The sequence below is a fragment of the Pseudanabaena biceps PCC 7429 genome, from assembly GCF_000332215.1.
GTDB classification, from domain to species: Bacteria; Cyanobacteriota; Cyanobacteriia; order Pseudanabaenales; family Pseudanabaenaceae; genus Pseudanabaena; species Pseudanabaena biceps.
Map to the genome: position 1 here is coordinate 1 of NZ_ALWB01000124.1, position 17,420 is coordinate 17,420.

General features: G+C 43.1%; 15 protein-coding genes. 8 read left to right on the plus strand and 7 right to left on the minus strand.

The features are described from left to right. Window positions 1-316 precede the first annotated feature (316 nt). From PSE7429_RS14135 to ispD, 3 genes are all read left to right on the plus strand, one after another. Window positions 317-1,462: an ABC transporter ATP-binding protein gene (locus tag PSE7429_RS14135; protein ID WP_009627910.1), complete on the plus strand. Its 1,146-nt coding sequence runs from the start codon at window positions 317-319 to the stop codon at window positions 1,460-1,462. Between the two features lie 289 nt (window positions 1,463-1,751). Beyond that, a complete protein-coding gene (locus PSE7429_RS14140; RefSeq protein WP_009627911.1) occupies window positions 1,752-1,970 on the plus strand; it encodes a DUF2839 domain-containing protein in 219 nt (72 codons plus the stop codon). Between the two features lie 9 nt (window positions 1,971-1,979). Further along, on the plus strand, window positions 1,980-2,684 hold the full coding sequence (gene ispD, locus PSE7429_RS14145) for a 2-C-methyl-D-erythritol 4-phosphate cytidylyltransferase (RefSeq protein ID WP_009627912.1): 705 nt from the start codon (window positions 1,980-1,982) through the stop codon (window positions 2,682-2,684). A 73-nt stretch (window positions 2,685-2,757) separates the two neighbouring features. Here the strand turns inward: ispD and PSE7429_RS14150 are convergent, their stop codons facing one another. Further along, window positions 2,758-3,210 carry a peroxiredoxin gene (locus PSE7429_RS14150; protein WP_009627913.1) on the minus strand — a complete coding sequence of 151 codons (453 nt, stop codon included), beginning with the start codon at window positions 3,208-3,210 and terminating at the stop codon, window positions 2,758-2,760. 102 nt (window positions 3,211-3,312) lie between these two features. Between PSE7429_RS14150 and PSE7429_RS14155 the strand changes: the two genes are divergently transcribed. Next, window positions 3,313-3,837, plus strand: coding sequence for a hypothetical protein (locus PSE7429_RS14155; protein WP_009627914.1), 525 nt, complete (start codon window positions 3,313-3,315; stop codon window positions 3,835-3,837). Between the two features lie 209 nt (window positions 3,838-4,046). Here the strand turns inward: PSE7429_RS14155 and PSE7429_RS14160 are convergent, their stop codons facing one another. Then, window positions 4,047-4,619 (minus strand): hypothetical protein, encoded by a 573-nt coding sequence (locus PSE7429_RS14160; protein WP_009627916.1) that lies wholly within the window; start codon window positions 4,617-4,619, stop codon window positions 4,047-4,049. Window positions 4,620-4,657: 38 nt separating this feature from the next. Between PSE7429_RS14160 and PSE7429_RS14165 the strand changes: the two genes are divergently transcribed. Both PSE7429_RS14165 and PSE7429_RS14170 read left to right on the plus strand, forming a co-directional pair. Beyond that, window positions 4,658-5,404 (plus strand): SDR family oxidoreductase, encoded by a 747-nt coding sequence (locus tag PSE7429_RS14165; protein WP_009627917.1) that lies wholly within the window; start codon window positions 4,658-4,660, stop codon window positions 5,402-5,404. 290 nt (window positions 5,405-5,694) lie between these two features. Then, entirely contained in the window at window positions 5,695-6,546 is an 852-nt protein-coding gene (locus PSE7429_RS14170) for a response regulator (protein ID WP_009627918.1), read from the plus strand. Between the two features lie 160 nt (window positions 6,547-6,706). On the opposite strand, the gene PSE7429_RS14175 is transcribed toward PSE7429_RS14170, so the two are convergent. The 5 genes from PSE7429_RS14175 to PSE7429_RS14195 all read right to left on the minus strand — a co-directional run bounded on the left by PSE7429_RS14175 (window position 6,707) and on the right by PSE7429_RS14195 (window position 15,213). After that, the gene (locus PSE7429_RS14175; RefSeq protein WP_009627919.1) at window positions 6,707-8,737 is read right to left on the minus strand and encodes an FAD-dependent monooxygenase; all 2,031 of its coding nucleotides are present in this window, start codon (window positions 8,735-8,737) and stop codon (window positions 6,707-6,709) included. Between the two features lie 521 nt (window positions 8,738-9,258). Beyond that, on the minus strand, window positions 9,259-11,139 hold the full coding sequence (locus tag PSE7429_RS14180) for a HEAT repeat domain-containing protein (RefSeq protein ID WP_009627920.1): 1,881 nt from the start codon (window positions 11,137-11,139) through the stop codon (window positions 9,259-9,261). Window positions 11,140-11,253: 114 nt separating this feature from the next. Beyond that, window positions 11,254-12,615: a M16 family metallopeptidase gene (locus tag PSE7429_RS14185; protein ID WP_009627921.1), complete on the minus strand. Its 1,362-nt coding sequence runs from the start codon at window positions 12,613-12,615 to the stop codon at window positions 11,254-11,256. A gap of 270 nt (window positions 12,616-12,885) precedes the next feature. Then, a complete protein-coding gene (locus PSE7429_RS14190) occupies window positions 12,886-13,914 on the minus strand; it encodes a hypothetical protein (protein WP_009627922.1) in 1,029 nt (342 codons plus the stop codon). A 297-nt stretch (window positions 13,915-14,211) separates the two neighbouring features. Then, window positions 14,212-15,213: an ABC transporter ATP-binding protein gene (locus tag PSE7429_RS14195; protein ID WP_009627923.1), complete on the minus strand. Its 1,002-nt coding sequence runs from the start codon at window positions 15,211-15,213 to the stop codon at window positions 14,212-14,214. A 750-nt stretch (window positions 15,214-15,963) separates the two neighbouring features. Here PSE7429_RS14195 and PSE7429_RS14200 point away from each other — a divergent pair. Then, complete coding sequence (locus PSE7429_RS14200) at window positions 15,964-16,434, plus strand: globin family protein (protein ID WP_009627924.1); 471 nt, start codon at window positions 15,964-15,966, stop codon at window positions 16,432-16,434. Between the two features lie 146 nt (window positions 16,435-16,580). Then, window positions 16,581-17,333: a phycobilisome rod-core linker polypeptide gene (locus tag PSE7429_RS14205; protein WP_009627925.1), complete on the plus strand. Its 753-nt coding sequence runs from the start codon at window positions 16,581-16,583 to the stop codon at window positions 17,331-17,333. The last annotated feature ends 87 nt before the right edge of the window (window positions 17,334-17,420 follow it).

Genomic DNA, 17,420 nt, shown 5'->3' on the forward strand with positions numbered 1-17,420 from the left:
CGCCCGCTGCGCGGGCGGTATGCTCTCTGGTTTTGGTTTTTAATTATGCCGAACTACTTAACCAATTCAAAAAATGGCAACGCCATTTTTTGAATTGGTTAAGCTGCTGTCAGTCTTGTTAGGACAAAATTAAAACCCAAAATAGTGTTGCCGCACTCCGCGCGGCAACACTATTTTGGGTTTTATGTCCTGATGCCGTTGACGGCAGCTATATTATTCGGAATTATTCGGACGGGAAGGGATAAAATTAGCTTTGAGATTTTTAACTTCTGTGATGCAAAAAGTCTCAAAATCGATTTGATTAGGATGTTTTACGATGGCTCCCGTGCATTTGTGTGGTGTTACCAAAAAATTTGGACAAAATATCGTGCTTCGAGATATCAATCTCGAAGTGAACGATCGGGAGTTTTTGGTTTTAGTGGGACCTTCGGGCTGTGGCAAAAGTACGCTGTTAAGACTGATTGCAGGACTTGAAGAGTTAAGCGATGGCTCTATTTATCTGGGCGATCGTCAGATCAATCATTTGCCGCCTAAAGTACGTGACATTGCGATGGTATTTCAAAGTTACGCACTCTATCCACACATGACGGTTTATAACAATATCGCCTTTGGTTTGAGAAGACAGCGATCGCTAAATTCATCTCCCTTATCTTGGTTTAATGCGACCAGAAAAAAACACCTTGCCGAGATCGACCAAAGAGTGCAGCAGGTTGCAGAAGCATTGCAAATTTCTCATTTATTAACCCGCAAGCCCAAGGAGTTATCGGGGGGGCAAAAACAACGGGTGGCTTTGGGAAGAGCGATCGCGCGTAATCCTCAAGTATTTCTGATGGATGAACCTTTATCAAATCTGGATGCTCAGCTACGGAGCGATACACGATCGCAGATCGTTCAGTTACAGAAACAGTTGCAAGTAACGACGATCTATGTGACCCACGATCAAGTAGAAGCAATGACCATGGGCGATCGCATTGTGGTTTTAAATAAAGGCGATATTCAACAGGTAGATACACCTCTAAATATCTATCGCCAACCTGCGAATGCTTTTGTAGCTGGATTTATGGGGTCACCACCGATGAATTTCTTGCCCGTGCAAGTCAATAGCGATGGCTCTTTACTGGGAGAAAGTTTGATCCACCCGATCTCCATTCATGAATTATCTCTGAGAGAAGTTGGACGCGATCGCTCCTTCACGATGGGATTCCGTCCTGAAGATTTACAACCTGCAACTTCAGAAACTGCTCACCTTGAGGGAATGGTGGAACTCGTGGAAGCGCTCGGCTCGGAAACAATTGTATTGTTAAAGTTGCCAGATGGCGAATTGAGAGCGCGAGTTTCGGCGGATGTTGGTTTAGAACACCATTGGCAAATTGGCGATCGCAGTTTCTGGCGATTCGATCTCAATAAGCTCTACGCCTTTGATATCCAATCAGGCGTTACGTTACACCATCCTTATAAGTAGCTAGGCATAAGTAGCTAGGCATAAGTAGCTAGGCACAAGTAGCTAGGCGCAATTATAACGCTTCGCGCTCAAACCCAAACCAAGGAAATCTTTGAAAGCGTTGCGAAGCAACGCTTTCAAAGATTTCCTTGGTTCGTTTGATCGATAATTGCTGTAAATATAAAATCCCAAAAGCTGTAGCGCACGCTGCGCGTGCGTTACAGCTTTTGATTCTAGGTTTTAATTATGCCCAGCTACTTATCAACTGATATTATTAGATGAATTATTTAGTTTGTGAGGAGTATTAGCTATGGGCGAGTCAAAGCGCCGCAAGGAAGTCATGGGCGAAAAGTATGGAACCTCTGAGCCTGTAGCATCTTGGATCCCTTTTTTGACCAAGGACAAGGCAAATAAATTTGTCGAAGTCTCTACTCAAGCTGCTTGGTATGGCATTGGTGTAACCATTGCGATTTGGATAACGATTCGATTTATTGGTCCTGCCTTCGGTTGGTGGCACTTAGCTGACTAACTTAAACTTATGACCTGTCATTTATTAATTCCTGCGGCGGGTAGCGGCAAACGGATGGGAGCCGATCGCAATAAGTTGTTGCTGCCCCTGATCGATAAACCAATTTTGCAATGGACATTAGAAGCGGCGATCGCCTCAGAAGCGATCGCTTGGATTGGCGTGATGGCTCAGCCCCACGACTATCCAGATTTTCAACAGATATTTAATGAGATTAGTCAACTGAAACCAATTCGGTTAATTCAAGGTGGTGCAACTCGTCAAGCTTCCGTATTTAATGGCTTAAAATCTTTGCCAGCGGACTGCGATCGCGTCTTAATTCATGATGGCGCGAGATGTTTAGCTACACCAGAGCTATTTGATCGCTGTGATGCTGCTTTACAAAGGATGCAAGGTTTTATTGCTGCCGTTCCCGTCAAAGATACGATTAAAGTCGTTGATGGTTTGACCATTGTTGATACTCCCAATCGCGATCGTCTTTGGGCAGCGCAAACGCCTCAAGGATTCCATTTGGAAGCGCTCAAAAATGCCCATCTCAAAGCCTTGGAGTTAGGATGGGAAGTCACCGATGATGCCGCCTTATTAGAAAAGGTTGGATTAGCGGTACAGATTGTCATGGGAGAAGAAACCAATCTCAAAGTTACGACGCAACAGGATCTGGCGATCGCTGAATTTATCTTGAAGCAGCGCTCATCGAGCAATAAACTCAAAAGCTAGTCTAGCTGCCCGCATGACTTCCCTTCCTTAGTATTTTCTCAAGTATTTTCTTAAATTAACTATCATTCAGAAATTAAGCCTTTAAGCCTCGTAAAACGACCAAAAGCTCGTTGTCTTCGCGTTTAAATATGGGCAAAAATTCAATATGCATGTAGCGGACAATGCCCTGTATGTCGATAATGCAATAGGCGCGTTTGCTGCCAAACAAACTTGCAACGCCATATTTTTTGCAGACTTCTTGATTGCGATCGCTGAGTAGAGGAAATTGCAGCCCCAACTTTTTAGAAAATGCAAGATGCTTTTCGATGGGATCGGTACTAATACCTAAAATCTCGGCTCCTGCTTCCCGAAATTTTGTCCAATCATCTGCAAAACATTGCATTTCACTAGTACAGAGGGGAGAAAAATCGCCAGGGTAAAAGGCAAGTACAACGTTAGTTTTACCAGCATAGCGACTGAGGGTAATATCACCACGATCGCTAGGTAAAGTAAAATCTGGAGCTTTTTGACCGACTTCGACAGGCATAGATTTTCCTATTCTTTGAATTTTGAGCCTTTTGATTTGGGATTTAGACTGGAGCAGAGAAATTGTTTCGCAGCCAAACATCATCTTATCAAGAATACTTCCATGGAACGATCTGACATTAAATCTCCTAATCATTTCCTAACAATCGAACTATCGAGCGAAATCTATGCATCCCTGTTAGCTAAGGTTGAAAATACGGGCAAAACAGAATCTGAATTAGTAATGCAGGGCTTGCAGCATATTTTAAACGAGGATTTTGAGGAAGAGCGGTTTTCTGCTTTAGAAATGGCTTTGGAGCAAAAACTTCGGCAATATGTAGAAAAACTACTCGAAGAGCGGATCTCTTCTACAGCAACGGTTGAGCGTTTTACCAAAGATGAGCGCCATACAAATTTCGACGCAGATCGAAACCCTCAAAACCAGCAGAACTCAATGCCAATTCCGACGATTCGACCATTGCAGATAGGCGATCGCGTTTTGATTCTGGAACCCGATAGCCCTTATTACATGGCAAAGTTATTAGTAACCAAAACTAGTTTGATTCGGGCAACGGTGGAGACAGATACGGGCGAAAAAACCTTCTTAAAAAGAGATTTACGGTTTGTCGAATCCCAGTCAGAAATCTAAGCAATACCGAAACCTCGATCGCCAACTTGATCGCCAAAGTAAGGCTTTGAGATTCCCAAAATGGCAACGCCATTTTGGGAATTGGTATTACAGCAATTATCGATCAAACGAACCACAAGGGAATTTTTGAAAGCGTTGCTTCGCAACGCTTTCAAAAATTCCCTTGGTTTGGGTTTGAGCGCAAAGCGCTGTAAATATGCGGCTGTTGCTTACTTTCTTTCCTTGGGCAGTAGCTTTGGCGATCGCAAAACTTTAATAGCCGCTAATCCTGTAATCGACCCATAGATCGCTCCCTGCAATACACTTGCTAGCAGGCTAGATTGCAACATATAGCCGAGATTTAGTCCAAGGGCACTCAACGAAAGGGCGATCGCACTGGCAAACAACCACAACCCGCCCGCCCGAAACGATTTCAGTAATTGCCACTGGCATATCCCCACAATTGTGCCGATAATCGCAAAATCGATCACCAAAATAGAGAGCGTTGATAAGTTTTGTTCCTGCGCTCGCAGCGATAGGGATGGCGTAAAAAACACCACCGCTAACCCCATGCTCCAGCCACATAACGTCAGGGGCAGCCACCAGCCTTCCTTGGCAAAACGATCGCGCAACACCATTGATTGGGCAATAGAAAGCCCCACACCATGCAGAATCTCATTGAGAAAAATACGCGATCGCAGATCGTAGGGATCTTCCCAAATGAAGCAGGGTAATAGCGTATTGCCAACAATATTGGCAATTAGCCATAGCCACCAAAAGCTGCGTCCTACTTTTTTTGACATAGACTGTTGACGTAGAATCAAGGAAAACAAGTTAAACCATGACAGATACAGTATCAGGTAAATTGCTAGAGAAATTAACAGGCAAACGGGCGATTGTTACTGGTGCAAGTAGTGGAATTGGCAAAGAAGTCGCTCTGAGGCTTTTACAAGCGGGTGCAGAGGTGGGGCTTGTAAGTCGCAATCCCGATCGCATTCTTAGCGAATTGCCCATCCACAGTCATGCTAAAGCCTATGCCATTGACCTAGGCAAGATGGAGCGGGTTTCTAGCGAAATGCAAGCAGTCGTTGCCGATATGGGCGGCGTGGATATTTTAATAAATAACGCAGGGATGGCTTATATTGGCGAGCTGATCAATATGCCCCTCACTGAATGGCAGAAATTATTTGACCTGAACCTTACGAGTGTATTTCTGAGCTTACAAGCGGTATTGCCCACAATGCGATCGCAGAAAAACGGCACAATTATCAATGTCGCCTCGATTGCAGGTAAGCAAGGTTTTCCCAACTGGGCGGCGTACTGTGCCAGTAAATTTGCTCTATTAGGATTGACTCAAGCGATCGCTGCCGAAGAACAGTCCCACGGCATCAAGATCATGTCCATCTGTCCTGGTTCCGTCGATACCCCACTATGGGACAGCCTTGGCGATAAAGTGCCCCCAAGTTTCAATCGGGCTGCCATGCTCCGACCCGAGACCGTTGCTGAGTCAATCATGACTTTAGTAAATCTTCCCGCCGATGCCATAGTCAATGAACTCGTACTAATGCCCAATGCGGGCACTTTTTAGCCCGCTCTTAGGACAAATCAAAACCCCAAAGATGAGTGGCGGCGCGAAGCGCCACCACTCATCTTTGGGGTTTATCTCAAAGCCCAAAAGTAAAAGCCTTGCGTAGCAAGGCTTTTACTTTTGGGCTTTGAAAATCTGCCAGCTTAACCCGAACTGACGTTATTTACATACAAAGAATAGTTCTTTGTGTTCTAATTAAAATAAATAAAAATAGTTTATAGAATCATTTAATCTCAATATTTCTATGAATTATATAGATTAGATTCAGGTTTAAGTCGCAATATTAATTCATGATCTACAATCCTTCTCTTGAACTAACAGGCAATATCCTCCTAGTAGATGATCTCCCTGAAAATTTACAACTACTGAGCGACCTATTGCTTACACTTGGCTATAACGTTCGTAGCGTTACTAGTGGACGGATGGCTCTGAAAACAGCGAAGGTAAAACGTCCCGATCTGATCCTGTTGGATATCAAAATGCCAGAGATGGATGGCTATGAGGTTTGTCAAGCCTTGAAAGAAGACGAAGATTTGCGGGATATTCCTGTGATTTTTATTAGTGCGTTAGATGATGTTTTTGATAAGGTAAAGGCTTTTTGGTCTGGCGGCGTTGATTATATTAGTAAACCGTTTCAGCGAGAGGAAGTTGTAGTGAGGCTAGAAAATCAACTCACGATTCAACGTCAGAAGCGTTTTTTACAAGATGAAATTGCCAGACACAAAGAGACTGAAGAGATGTTGTATCAGTCTAGAGCTTTAGTTACTAGTGTTTTAAATAGCGTGTCCGATGGCATCGCGGCCCTACAGGCGGTGCGCGATCCGACGACGGGCGACATTATGGACTTTCGCTGTCTCGTTTTAAATCCGATGATTGCCAGATTTTTTGATCGCAGCCGAGAAGACTTGATCGGTAAACTTGTTGTTAGAAGATTTTTAGAAAAATTTAATCGCAAACTATTTGAAAAATTAGTTAACGTGGTGGAGACTGGCGCTTCCATGGATGAGGAGATCTACTATCCCCTCCATCCTCCAGGGTGGTATCAGATCATAGCCGTCAAATTAGGAGATGGTTTTACAGTCACGATCAGAGATATTACATTGAGAAAAAAATCGGATATAGATACTCAATCTCATAACTAATACCAAAAATGGCTACACCATCTTTAATTTTTCAAACCCTTACTAGGTTTGGTTTTTAATTCACAAATTTAATTCACAAAAGTGTTGTCACGCTTTCGTGAATTGTTAAAAAGCAAAAGATGAGTGGTGACGCGAAGCGTCACCACTCATCTTTTGCTTTTTAAGAATCTTGCTTGCCAACGGAATAATTAATGGCATAGCTCCAGCTAAGCAAACGCAGCCATAGGCGAGGATTAGTCGGTTCGAGCCAAGTTTGACAACTACGCAAAATCTGCGGCAACCATCCACCCAAAAGCGCATTAGTTAAAGAACTGCGGGTAAAGGCTCCATAGCTAGATAGCCATTTCAGTAAGTCCTGAATACCTGCCATTTCCAAAATCCAAAGTACTAATTTTGGATTTTTAAAGGCTGCAATGAGGGCAAGGCGGTTAAACATCAACCAATTGAGCCGATCTTTAATAAAGCGATCGCTAACGGGTTGCGGTTCATCGGCAAGTAATCCAAAGAAAGTATTTAGCATTGAGTTCACTCGCTCTGGGGGCAAATGCATTCCCGTCGGAACCATCATTCCTTTTGAGAATAGCCATGTGACTGCAATATTGCTTTGATAGGCATTAATCTGGCTCAGATCATCGGCTGTAAGCAAATTATGCTTGAGAGCGGTATCCAGTAAAGTCGCAAGACGGGGCAAATTGCGAACGAGGGAACCAAAGCCTGTAAAAACAAGAGGAGATTGCAAAGAAGCAGCATCACCGATTGCTAGAATTCGATCAAAGGCACATTTCTTAGAATTTTCATTGAGGCTGTAATGTCCCGTGATATAGCCAAAGGTTGCCTTCTTCCAAGTCAGTTTCTCCATGTCACAACGACGATATTCAGGCAAAATCGTGAAGAAGTCCTCATACATTTCCAGTAATGATCCCGGATTATCAGGATGGACTTGGTGATAATGGAACAGATAAATCGTCAGTTCATCTTTCTCTGCTGGGAATAGTTCCCAAATCAATTGTCTGCCTCGCGAAATATCGCCATGACTAAACAGAACATCTCCATACTTTGAATCCCAAACATGCTTGTCAAGACCTTCGAGAACTGCGCCTACAGTCGGACAGACGCTATCAAAGGCTTGACCAGAATTTAGTTGTTGTGCGATCGCTGAAGCCGATCCCATCGCGTCAATTACTAAGCGGGAATTGAGAATTACCTCGGCATCGGTTTCCAGATTCTTCGCGAAAATAGTCGCACCATGATCGTTAATTACGACTTTCTGGAATTCAGTGCGATCACAAATTACTGCGCCATATTGATGTAATTTCTTGCTACAAATTTCTAACAAACGATTAGTATCGATCGCAATATTCAACACCGTAGGCGTATGCAGCACTTTAGCCTTGAGATGGGGCGGATTATTGCTATCAAAAAACTTATTAAAGCCATCGACATATTCTGCCGTAATCATCGCTTCAAATTCTTCTTTGGTGAAGAGTCCAAAGTTGATAAGATTCTGAAATTCGGCGCGAGAAATATTCCATTCCCGATTCATCCGCCCAAAGGGAATGCGTTCCACCAAGCAAACGCGATAGCCTAACTTCGCCATCATCGCCGCATGGATCGCGCCCAATGCTCCGCCCAGATAAACGATGTCATAGATCACATCTAGTTTGGTATCTGATTTGGCATCTGGCTTGACAGAATTAGCTTGTGAATCCTCAAAAATCACCTGTTTGGGAGTTTCAGGATTCTTAACACTTTCCCGCCAACGCTTTTCCCACCAGTAGACGCGATTGAGATCATATTCGCCATTGGGAATCCGTTGAAAGAATTTAACCGTAAGCGGATATTCCTCAGCAAGGGCTTCAAAAATTGATTGATTTGGCGCGATCGCGGGAGGCTGTTTAAACTCATAGGGAAAAGCTTGCCGCGCCGCCTTGGTCAAATGGTCGAGAAATTCCTTTTCTCCATCCATCACCTCCTCTGACCAGCGAAATATTTTGAGGTAAGTCGTGCGCTGTAATGTCCAGATAAATACTGATAATTGCGCGATCGCTCCTGAACGATTTTGGCGATCGAGAATAAAGCCATGCTTAGCAACGGATTTTTTCCCAAAGGGAGGTTGGTACTCAGTCTGGAGCCATGTTTTCACGGCTGCAACTTGAGGTGTAGGAATCTCGATGTAAAGTAACTGCTGCATGGCTCGATCATTTATCTTCAGGTATTTTCATTTTCGCATATAGATGATCGTAAGCGGATTGAATGGAGCAAATCTACAATTTTTCAACTGTCTATCTAATACCAATTCACGAAAGTGTGACAACACTTTTGTGAATTAACGTCAGTTCGGGTTAAGCTGGCAAATTCTCAAAGCCCAAAAATAAAAGCTTTGCTAAGCAAAGCTTTTATTTTTGGGCTTTGAGAAAGGGTTTTGTGTAGCAAACCCTTTCTCAAGCCTATTTCAAATTATCCCGAACTCACGTTGAATTACAGCGCATTGCGCTCAAACCCAAATCAAAGGAATTTTTGAAAGCGTTGCGAAGCAACGCTTTCAAAAATTCCTTTGTGGTTCGTTTGATCGATAATTGCTGTAAAAGCCAAACTCATTAAGGGTTTTCAAAGCTCAAAATGGCGTAGCTATTTTGAGCTTTGGTATAATCGCATAATCGCTGAGATTGATGCATGGTTATTTGGGAGAGTTACGGAATTATCCTAAAATTTCTAAAATTTAAGGTTAGGGTCGATTCTTTCTAGAGCCTCACCTGCGACATCGCGCACCAATTCATCAGAATCTTTGAGTGCATTGATAAGAGCAGGTACTGCATTTTTCGCATCACTGCCGATATTGCCTAATGCTTCCGCAGCCGAATAACGAACCCATTGATCAGGATCATTGAGGGCAAAAATCAAAGCAGGGACTGCATCTTTACCAATATTCTCCAATGCTTTAGCAGCACTAGAACGGACATCAGCCTCAGGGTCTTTTTTTAGAGCATCAATAACTAGAGGTACGACTTCTTTAGTATCTTTTCCTATTTTTGCCAGAGAGCTTACAACTTGAGCGCGGACATATTTACTAGGATCTTTGAGAGCCGACACCAGCATTGGTAGCGTATCTTTACCTATTACTCCTAGAGCAATTACTACCCCAGCACGCACATTCTCATTAGGATCTTTGAGAGTAGAAACTAACATAGGCAAAGTGTATTTCCCAATTTGTCCGAGCGCATGGGCTACCTCAAACCTTAATCCAGTTTTGGGATCTTTAAGAATGGTGACTAATGCAGTCACAGCATCTTTTGCTTCCTCTCCGATTCCTCCAAGAGCATATATAGCCGCACTCTGCAAACCATAGTTGGTATCTTTAAGAGCTGTAATTAACGCAGGTACCGAACCTTTTGCTTCTTTCCCTATGGCTCTTAATGCGTACGCAGCCCTAATGCTGCTGTTTTGGTAAGGGAGAGCATTTTTATCAGAATCTCTCAAGGCGTTAATAAGGATAGGTAAAGACTGCTTTGTATATTTGTTTTCTCCTAGTGATGTGGCAGCACTAACACGCACATTTATGTCCGAGTCTTTGAGAACGGCAATTAATGCAGATAAAGTATCTGGGGCATTTATGTCTATATTTCCTAAAGCGATCGCAGCACTAGAACGCACATTTGGATTGGGGTCTTTAAGAGCGGTAATTAAGGCAGGGACTGCGTCTTTGGCTTCCCTTCCTATCCTTCCTAGGGCATCTGCTGTTTGAGAACGCATAAGCACATCTGCATCAAAGGCTTGGAGAGCGGCAATAAGAGCAGGTACTGCATCCTTTGCATCTTTACCGATCAAACCTAACGCCATGGCGGCCCTAAGACGTATAAGTTGCTCAGAATCTTTAAGGGCAACAATTAGGGCAGGCACTGCATCCTTAGCCTCTTTTACCCTTATTGATAGTACATTGATTGCGAATACAGCACCGAAGCGCACATCTTTATCTTCATCTTTGAGGGCTATAATCAGAGCAGGCAAAGCATTTTTACTAATTCCACTCTTAAATGCTAGAGCAGTTGCAGCGCTACTTCGTACATCTCTATCTGAGTCTTTAAGTAGCATGATAAGTGCAGGTTCAGCCTCATTTGCTTTCTCACCTATTCCTACTAATGCCATTGCCGATTGCGAACGCATAGCTCGGTCACGAGATTTGAGTGCAGAAATTAAGGCGGGGACTGCATCTTTGTCCATGTGAGCTAATGCAGAGATAGCCTGAGTACGGACATCTTTATCAGGATCTTTGAGGGTATTAGTTAAGGCTGGTATAGCAACTTTTGCTTTCTTGCCCATTTCCCCTAACACATTGGCAGCCTGAGAACGAACATCTTTATCAGGAGATTTAAGAGCGATAATTAAGGCGGGTACGGTTTTAAGTTGGCAACGGATTAAAGACTCTAGAAGTTTGCGATCAGGTTTTGATATCTGTTCGATGTAATTGGCAACTTCAGATTCAGTACAATCGGCAGCTTGTTGAGCTAAGGCGGATGGTAAGTTACCGATGATCCCAAGACATTGGCTCAAAATCATACCTAGCAAAAGATTCTCGATCTGCTTTGCCTGTCTCATATACTTATTCCATATACCTAATTTTAGAGACTTTAGATACTTTAGATACTTTAGAGACTTCTCAGTTAGTCAAACCTCAACATCGCGCCATCATTGCACCATCAAAATATTATTTTAGGGTTTGACAATCAAAATACCATAAGCATCGGGATTGAGGTATTTGCGAGCGGCGGCTTGGATATCCTCTTTGGTGATGGATTTGATTAAATCGGGATAATTTAAAGCGGGCTCTAGCGAACCGACAATGCGATCGTAATAACCATAGATGCCAGCACGTTCCTTGGGTGACTCATTGCCAAAGATAAAGCGATTGGTAACTTGAGTACGGATCTTGGCTAGTTCCTCATCGGTGACAGGAACTTCGTGCAATTGGCGAATATGCTCGCGAATTGCTTGCTCGACGATCGCTACATCTTCGATATTTAACTTAGCAAACACTTGAAAAGTACCTTGCCAACGCATTGCTGAATTGCTGACAGAGATGCGATCAACGATCCGCCGATTTTCGCGTAAGTCTTGCACCATGCGTGATGTGCGTCCACTACCCAGAATATTGGCAAGAATGCTCAGAGGATAGGTTTCTGATATTTCCTTCAAACCAGCGACGCGCCATGTCATGCTCAATCTAGCTTGTTTGAGGCTTGTATCTGTTACTTCCCGCCGCACGATTTCTGTAAATGGCTTTTCTGGCGTAAAAGTTTTTGGCTTGAGTTTTGTCTGGGGTTTAGCTTTAGCCTTGGAGCTATCAGCGATGGTCTTCTCTTCGTTTTGTTGCTCAAAGTAATTGGCAATTACGCCGATCGCCTCACTAACTGGTAAATTACCAACAACAGCGATCGTCATATTTTGGGGCACGTACCATTGCCGATGAAACGATCGCATTTGCTCGGAAGTGACTTTTTCAATTACATCAACGGGACCAAGTACCGCTCGGCGGTAGGGCAAACTTTCGTATGCCAATTCGGAAATATGGCGATAGATTCGGCGATCGGGATTGTCCTCACTGCGCCGAATTTCCTCCAGTACCACATGCCTTTCGCGCTGAAATTCATCATCAGGAATGCTTGCCTTGAGGACAATATCTAGCTGTAATGGTGCAAGCTTGGCAAAATCATGGGGAGCGACATTGATATAAAAATGCGTGTAATCTTGACTGGTAGCGGCATTGGTATTGCCACCGTGGGATTCGATCTCTCGCTCAAATTCACCAAGCCCAAGGCGCTCGCTGCCTTTGAACACCATATGCTCCAAAAAATGTGCCATTCCATTAATGTTATCGCTCTCAACGACCGAACCAACATCAACCCAAATACTAAGATTGACTGCATCAATGGGAACCTGCTCGGCAATAACTCTGATCCCGTTGGGCAGAATATATTGAGTTGGTTCATGAGAAACTACTTGGGTAGCTAGATCGTTGAGAGCACGATCTGGAGCAGCTACATCTAACCGACGCGGAACGACGATCGCTGTCATGGCAAATTTGTTTTTTACTAAATTTTTGACTAAAAAGCAGGATGGCAGGAAAGTAAGTTTTTTGTATATATGAATTTTAGGATTGAGATGGGCGGTACATTGTACCGCCCATCTCAAATGTTATGAAAAGATTACAACCTACTGAGGCTTTAGGCGAAGTTAAAACCCGTAGTAAAATTTTACAAACCCGCTCGAACTGAAGGAAATACCTATTTGAAAATATATCTCAATAATTTTAATTTAAAAAACTAATTAAAAATTAATTAATAGCTACATTTTCTCTAGGGCTTGTAACTTGTAATACGCTTCGCGCAGAGGCAAGCTTGATGTATCTTCTAGCATAGCAGCAAAATCATAGGATTCTTGGTAAGCAAGTCGCGCTTTTGGCAGATTACCAAAAGATAGGTACAAATCCCCCAGATATCTTTGGATGATAGCCGCTGTTTCTTGATCGCCCATCACTAAAGCTAAGCTGGAACGATTTTGCAATAGTTCTTCAATACGATAGAAGTTTGGCACTTCGAGATAGGCTGCAATGAGGCGATCGCTGGCGACGGACATCAATGGGTAGTTACGATGTTGGCGAGCGAGGGTGAGGGCATTGCCATAATCCGCGATCGCCGACTTGTAATCGTCTAAAGCCATTCGACTATCGCCACTGTGGATGTAGACATAGCCTTCGCCAATGGGTTCGCGAATTGGATATTGCTTGATTGAGGCGTAGTAAAGCTTGATTGCCGCTAGATGATCACCGTAGCGCCCTGCAATTAATCCCTTGTTATTCAGCGCGATCGCTGTATTTAGCCCCTGATCGTTTTGCTCAGACAAGGCGAGAGTGGTTTGATTGAGCTTTGCAACGGGCTCTAAATCGCTTTGATTGATGGTCAAACTTGTCAAATTATTCGCGGATTCAATTATCGCTTCCTTGTCCTGTAAGGTATTGCCATAGCCAATTCTTTTGATGAGTGTATCTTGAGCCGCTTTATTGGCTCCAATCATTTCATAGGCATCGCTTACTCTCGCCAAGGTATAGGAAATTGCGGCTTGATCGTTAACTTGACGGTAATAACCGATCGCATAAAGCCAAGTTTTAATCGCCTCGCGGGGTTTTCCATTTTTCAGTTGGTCGTAGCCGCGATCGAGCAGGCGATCGGCTTCATCTCTTACAGATCGATTTTCTGGGTTGACTGTTGCTTGCTGAGCTTGAGTTGGCATCGGCACGACGATCGCCCCCACAAAGGCAGCGAGAATTGTTGCGCCAATATTAGCAACCGACATCTTCTGACGCTTTCTATACATATCCCTACATCCTCACCAAAAGGTGCACACATTGTAGCGACTAAAAAGCAGTTTTTTCTAGAATTTTTCTGACTTTCTATGACTTTTTCTGACAATTTATCCAGAACCATAATTATCTCATGATTATCTATAGGTAGCTGGGTACAGTTAAATATAAACCCCCAAAAGCTGTAGGGCACGCGCAGCTTGCCCTACAGCTTTTGGGGGTTTAATTATGACCAGCCACTTAGCTATCGCCAAGTTTATTCCCCAAGAAGAGAAGGTTGGTGCGAAGCACCAACCTTCTCTTCTTGGGTTTTAGCGTTTCTTTTTCCCCTTGGTTGCCGCGATCGTTTCAGACTGGGCAATTTCCGCATCTAGGATGGTTTGCCCAGTAGCAGCGAGAAATACATCATCCAAACTGGGACGCGATTGAGACAGGCTGAAGACGCTAATATCAACCGCCGCCAACATATTTTGAATTTCGCTAATGGCATTGGCATCGGGGGTGACAAATAAATTCACGGCATTCCCCTGCGCCGAATTAATTGTAATGCTCTGGACGATTGGGAGCTGTTGCAAAATCTTCTGGGCATGTTCTGCTTCATGGCGCTCCGCAAACTCGCGAATCCTGATGGTGATGCGATCGCCACCTACCTTAGCTTTTAATTCGTTAGTCGTACCTTCGGCAATAATTTTACCCCTATCGATAATGGCAACGCGATCCGCAAGAGCATCAATTTCTTCGAGATAGTGACTGCTGATCAGTACCGTTACACCCGATGCCCGTAATTTTCGCAAGAACTCCCAAATTGCGATCCGACTTTGGATATCTAGCCCCACGGTCGGCTCGTCAAGGACTAATACCGAGGGTTGATGTAATAAACCTGCGGCAAGATCTAGACGCTTTTTCAATCCACCCGAATAGGTTCCCGATAGTTTATCCGCGTAGGGCTCTAACTGTAATAAATCCAACACGCTGTCAATGCGATCGCGGATTTGTCTGGGAGGGATGTGATACAAAGCCGCCTGAAACGCCAATAGTTCTCTTCCTGTCAAAACTTTATCGAGAGCTACCTCCTGCGCCACGTAACCCAATTGGTTGCGAATTGCTCTTACTTCCCTTACCCCAGCAACTTCTATTAAGCCTGAATCTGGTGCAGTCAGAGTACAAAGGCAACGCATCGTTGTCGTTTTACCTGCCCCATTCGGTCCCAGCAGACCATAGATTTGCCCCTGCGTAACATTTAGAGAAATTCCATCTACGGCAACAGTCTCGCCATAAGCTTTCTTGAGGTTTTCAATTCGTACTGCCTGCATGGATTTATCTAAAATATTGCTTTCTATTAAATTAGTAGCTAAGCATAATTAAAAGCCGAAACCAGAGAGCGTACCGCCCGCGTTGCGGGCGGTACGCTCGTCTAGGTTTTAAGTTTACTCTTAGCTACTTAATCATTTTAACCGCGACGTTCTTAAAACGGCAATAAAATCTTCAGCTTTTTCCGCGATCGCTACTTAAAAGAGTTTTTTAATATTTATGAGGATTCTTTTTGTCGTTTTAAAGGTAGAGAATATCATAAACAAGAAAACTAGCTTGTAAAAGTTAGGCAAAAGACTATTGTTTTGCATGATTATTTCTGTTTTAAATTGCTTGAATATCGTGCTACTGATAATTTATTGGGGATCGCAACAAAAGCAAACTTGTTTTCTAAGTTTTCTCGAATGCTTAATACTGTTGAAATTATCAAACTCATCCCATCATGCTGCGATTTTACATGAAAGTCCTAAATGGTTTGTGAAAGGTTATATCCCTGACTGGCTATGCGTCCTGAAGTGAAGAAGTCTTCAATTGATTTGGCGATGTCCAGCTATATATACGTCGAAATATATTATGTCGAAATGTATTTTTAAGTTAACTTTGATTTCATTATTGAATATGGTTTTGAATACAAATCTATTATTTTATTAACGGGGATTTCGAGCGAATTAAATTTACCAGTTTGAGCTACCAGTTTAAGTCAATCCAATAGGTGTATTTGCTAAGTTTAATATAGGGGTAAGAAGAAGACTATGCTGACGATGAATCGTACTTTGGACGAAAAAATTTCCGTTATTGATCGCGTTTATCTGAACGATAGCGATATTTACAATTTAGAGCGTTTTGCTAGTAGTTTTTCCCTACGAGTCAAGACTTACAATCTGCTACGCGATCGCGCTGATGAAATCACAATTCGAGCGCTGCAACTCTTGGCACAGCAGTACCCTGAATTGGTTCAGAAACAATTGCAACGCTGCAAATATGACATGTCAAATATGATTCGCTATGCATCACTAGCTGTTTTGCGTGATGACGAACTATTCTTTCGTGAAGCTTTGATGGATTGGTTGGCAAATATTATTAATTCCTATCAAATTGCGAAGGAATGTTCTACGGCTTATCGTCTGTTGCAAGTCGTTATTGATGAGAGACTACCCGCAGAATGTGCTGCCTTGGTAAAGCCCTATTCAGATATGGCTATATCCTCGTTGCTCAATGCCTAATGCTTAAGTGATACCAATTCACTGAAGTGTTGGCTCACTTCGGTGAATTGGTATTAAATCTCAAGGCAATCAGCATTTCTCAGCATTTCTCAGCATTTCTATGTTGCAGTATTCTCACAAGTTTCAGTTTTTTTGGAGAAGATGCTATGGATACCTATGTCCCCACCACCGTCGATCGCAAATCTACGGAGCTAGAGCGTCAGGCGGCGCTACATCAAATCTATACCCAAGTGCTAGAGCGTCAGCCCTATGAGTATGAGCGTAGAGAAATTGCCAAGATCGAAAAAGAATTCCTTAAAGGAAAACTAGGCGTTCGACATTTCATTGGCGAATTCATTATGTCATCGGTCTATCTCAACAATTTTTATGTGGGCTGCTCGAATCTTAAATTTGTAGAATTTAGTTTTAAGCATCTCCTTGGTAGAGCGATCAAAGGACATGAAGAGATTGCCAAGTATATTAATTTGTTGATGATGGAAGGCGTAGCTGCCTTTTTTAACGAAATTCTTGGCTCTGAAGAATATCGCAAGGCTTTTGGAGGATTCACGATTCCCCATGCGCGTGAGATCCATTTCTACGAGTCGCCTCGCAACTACCTACAAACGAATCTCTTGCAGCATGAACATTTTGGTCAAAGGGGAAAAGTAATTCCTACGATTTACTGGCAAGAACTAAAAATGGACTGCGAAACGGGGACTTGCGTGATGCCAGATGCAAAAATTGAGAAACATCAGATGCATCAATCTGTTGGAGAATCTAAAGCGAAAGCCACCGTTTCTCAGGAGTTAACTGAGGAGATTGAAGAGCTTTTACAGATGCTTCAACATAGTGATGCGAGACAGGTCTTACAGAATATGAATGAGAATCAACGGGAGCTACTTCGTAATTTAGCTAAGTAATTTAGCATAATTAAAAACTAAAACCAGAGAGAGTAGCGCCCGCTAAGCGGGCGCTACTCTCTCTGGTTTTAGCTACTTATACCAATT

Coding starts and splice junctions, on each gene's coding strand:
- PSE7429_RS14135 (WP_009627910.1), top strand. CDS start 317: ATGGCTCCCGTGCATTTGTGTGGTGTTACCAAAAAATTTGGACAAAAT.
- PSE7429_RS14140 (WP_009627911.1), top strand. CDS start 1,752: ATGGGCGAGTCAAAGCGCCGCAAGGAAGTCATGGGCGAAAAGTATGGA.
- ispD (WP_009627912.1), top strand. CDS start 1,980: ATGACCTGTCATTTATTAATTCCTGCGGCGGGTAGCGGCAAACGGATG.
- PSE7429_RS14150 (WP_009627913.1), bottom strand. CDS start 3,210: ATGCCTGTCGAAGTCGGTCAAAAAGCTCCAGATTTTACTTTACCTAGC.
- PSE7429_RS14155 (WP_009627914.1), top strand. CDS start 3,313: ATGGAACGATCTGACATTAAATCTCCTAATCATTTCCTAACAATCGAA.
- PSE7429_RS14160 (WP_009627916.1), bottom strand. CDS start 4,619: ATGTCAAAAAAAGTAGGACGCAGCTTTTGGTGGCTATGGCTAATTGCC.
- PSE7429_RS14165 (WP_009627917.1), top strand. CDS start 4,658: ATGACAGATACAGTATCAGGTAAATTGCTAGAGAAATTAACAGGCAAA.
- PSE7429_RS14170 (WP_009627918.1), top strand. CDS start 5,695: ATGATCTACAATCCTTCTCTTGAACTAACAGGCAATATCCTCCTAGTA.
- PSE7429_RS14175 (WP_009627919.1), bottom strand. CDS start 8,737: ATGCAGCAGTTACTTTACATCGAGATTCCTACACCTCAAGTTGCAGCC.
- PSE7429_RS14180 (WP_009627920.1), bottom strand. CDS start 11,139: ATGAGACAGGCAAAGCAGATCGAGAATCTTTTGCTAGGTATGATTTTG.
- PSE7429_RS14185 (WP_009627921.1), bottom strand. CDS start 12,615: ATGACAGCGATCGTCGTTCCGCGTCGGTTAGATGTAGCTGCTCCAGAT.
- PSE7429_RS14190 (WP_009627922.1), bottom strand. CDS start 13,914: ATGTATAGAAAGCGTCAGAAGATGTCGGTTGCTAATATTGGCGCAACA.
- PSE7429_RS14195 (WP_009627923.1), bottom strand. CDS start 15,213: ATGCAGGCAGTACGAATTGAAAACCTCAAGAAAGCTTATGGCGAGACT.
- PSE7429_RS14200 (WP_009627924.1), top strand. CDS start 15,964: ATGCTGACGATGAATCGTACTTTGGACGAAAAAATTTCCGTTATTGAT.
- PSE7429_RS14205 (WP_009627925.1), top strand. CDS start 16,581: ATGGATACCTATGTCCCCACCACCGTCGATCGCAAATCTACGGAGCTA.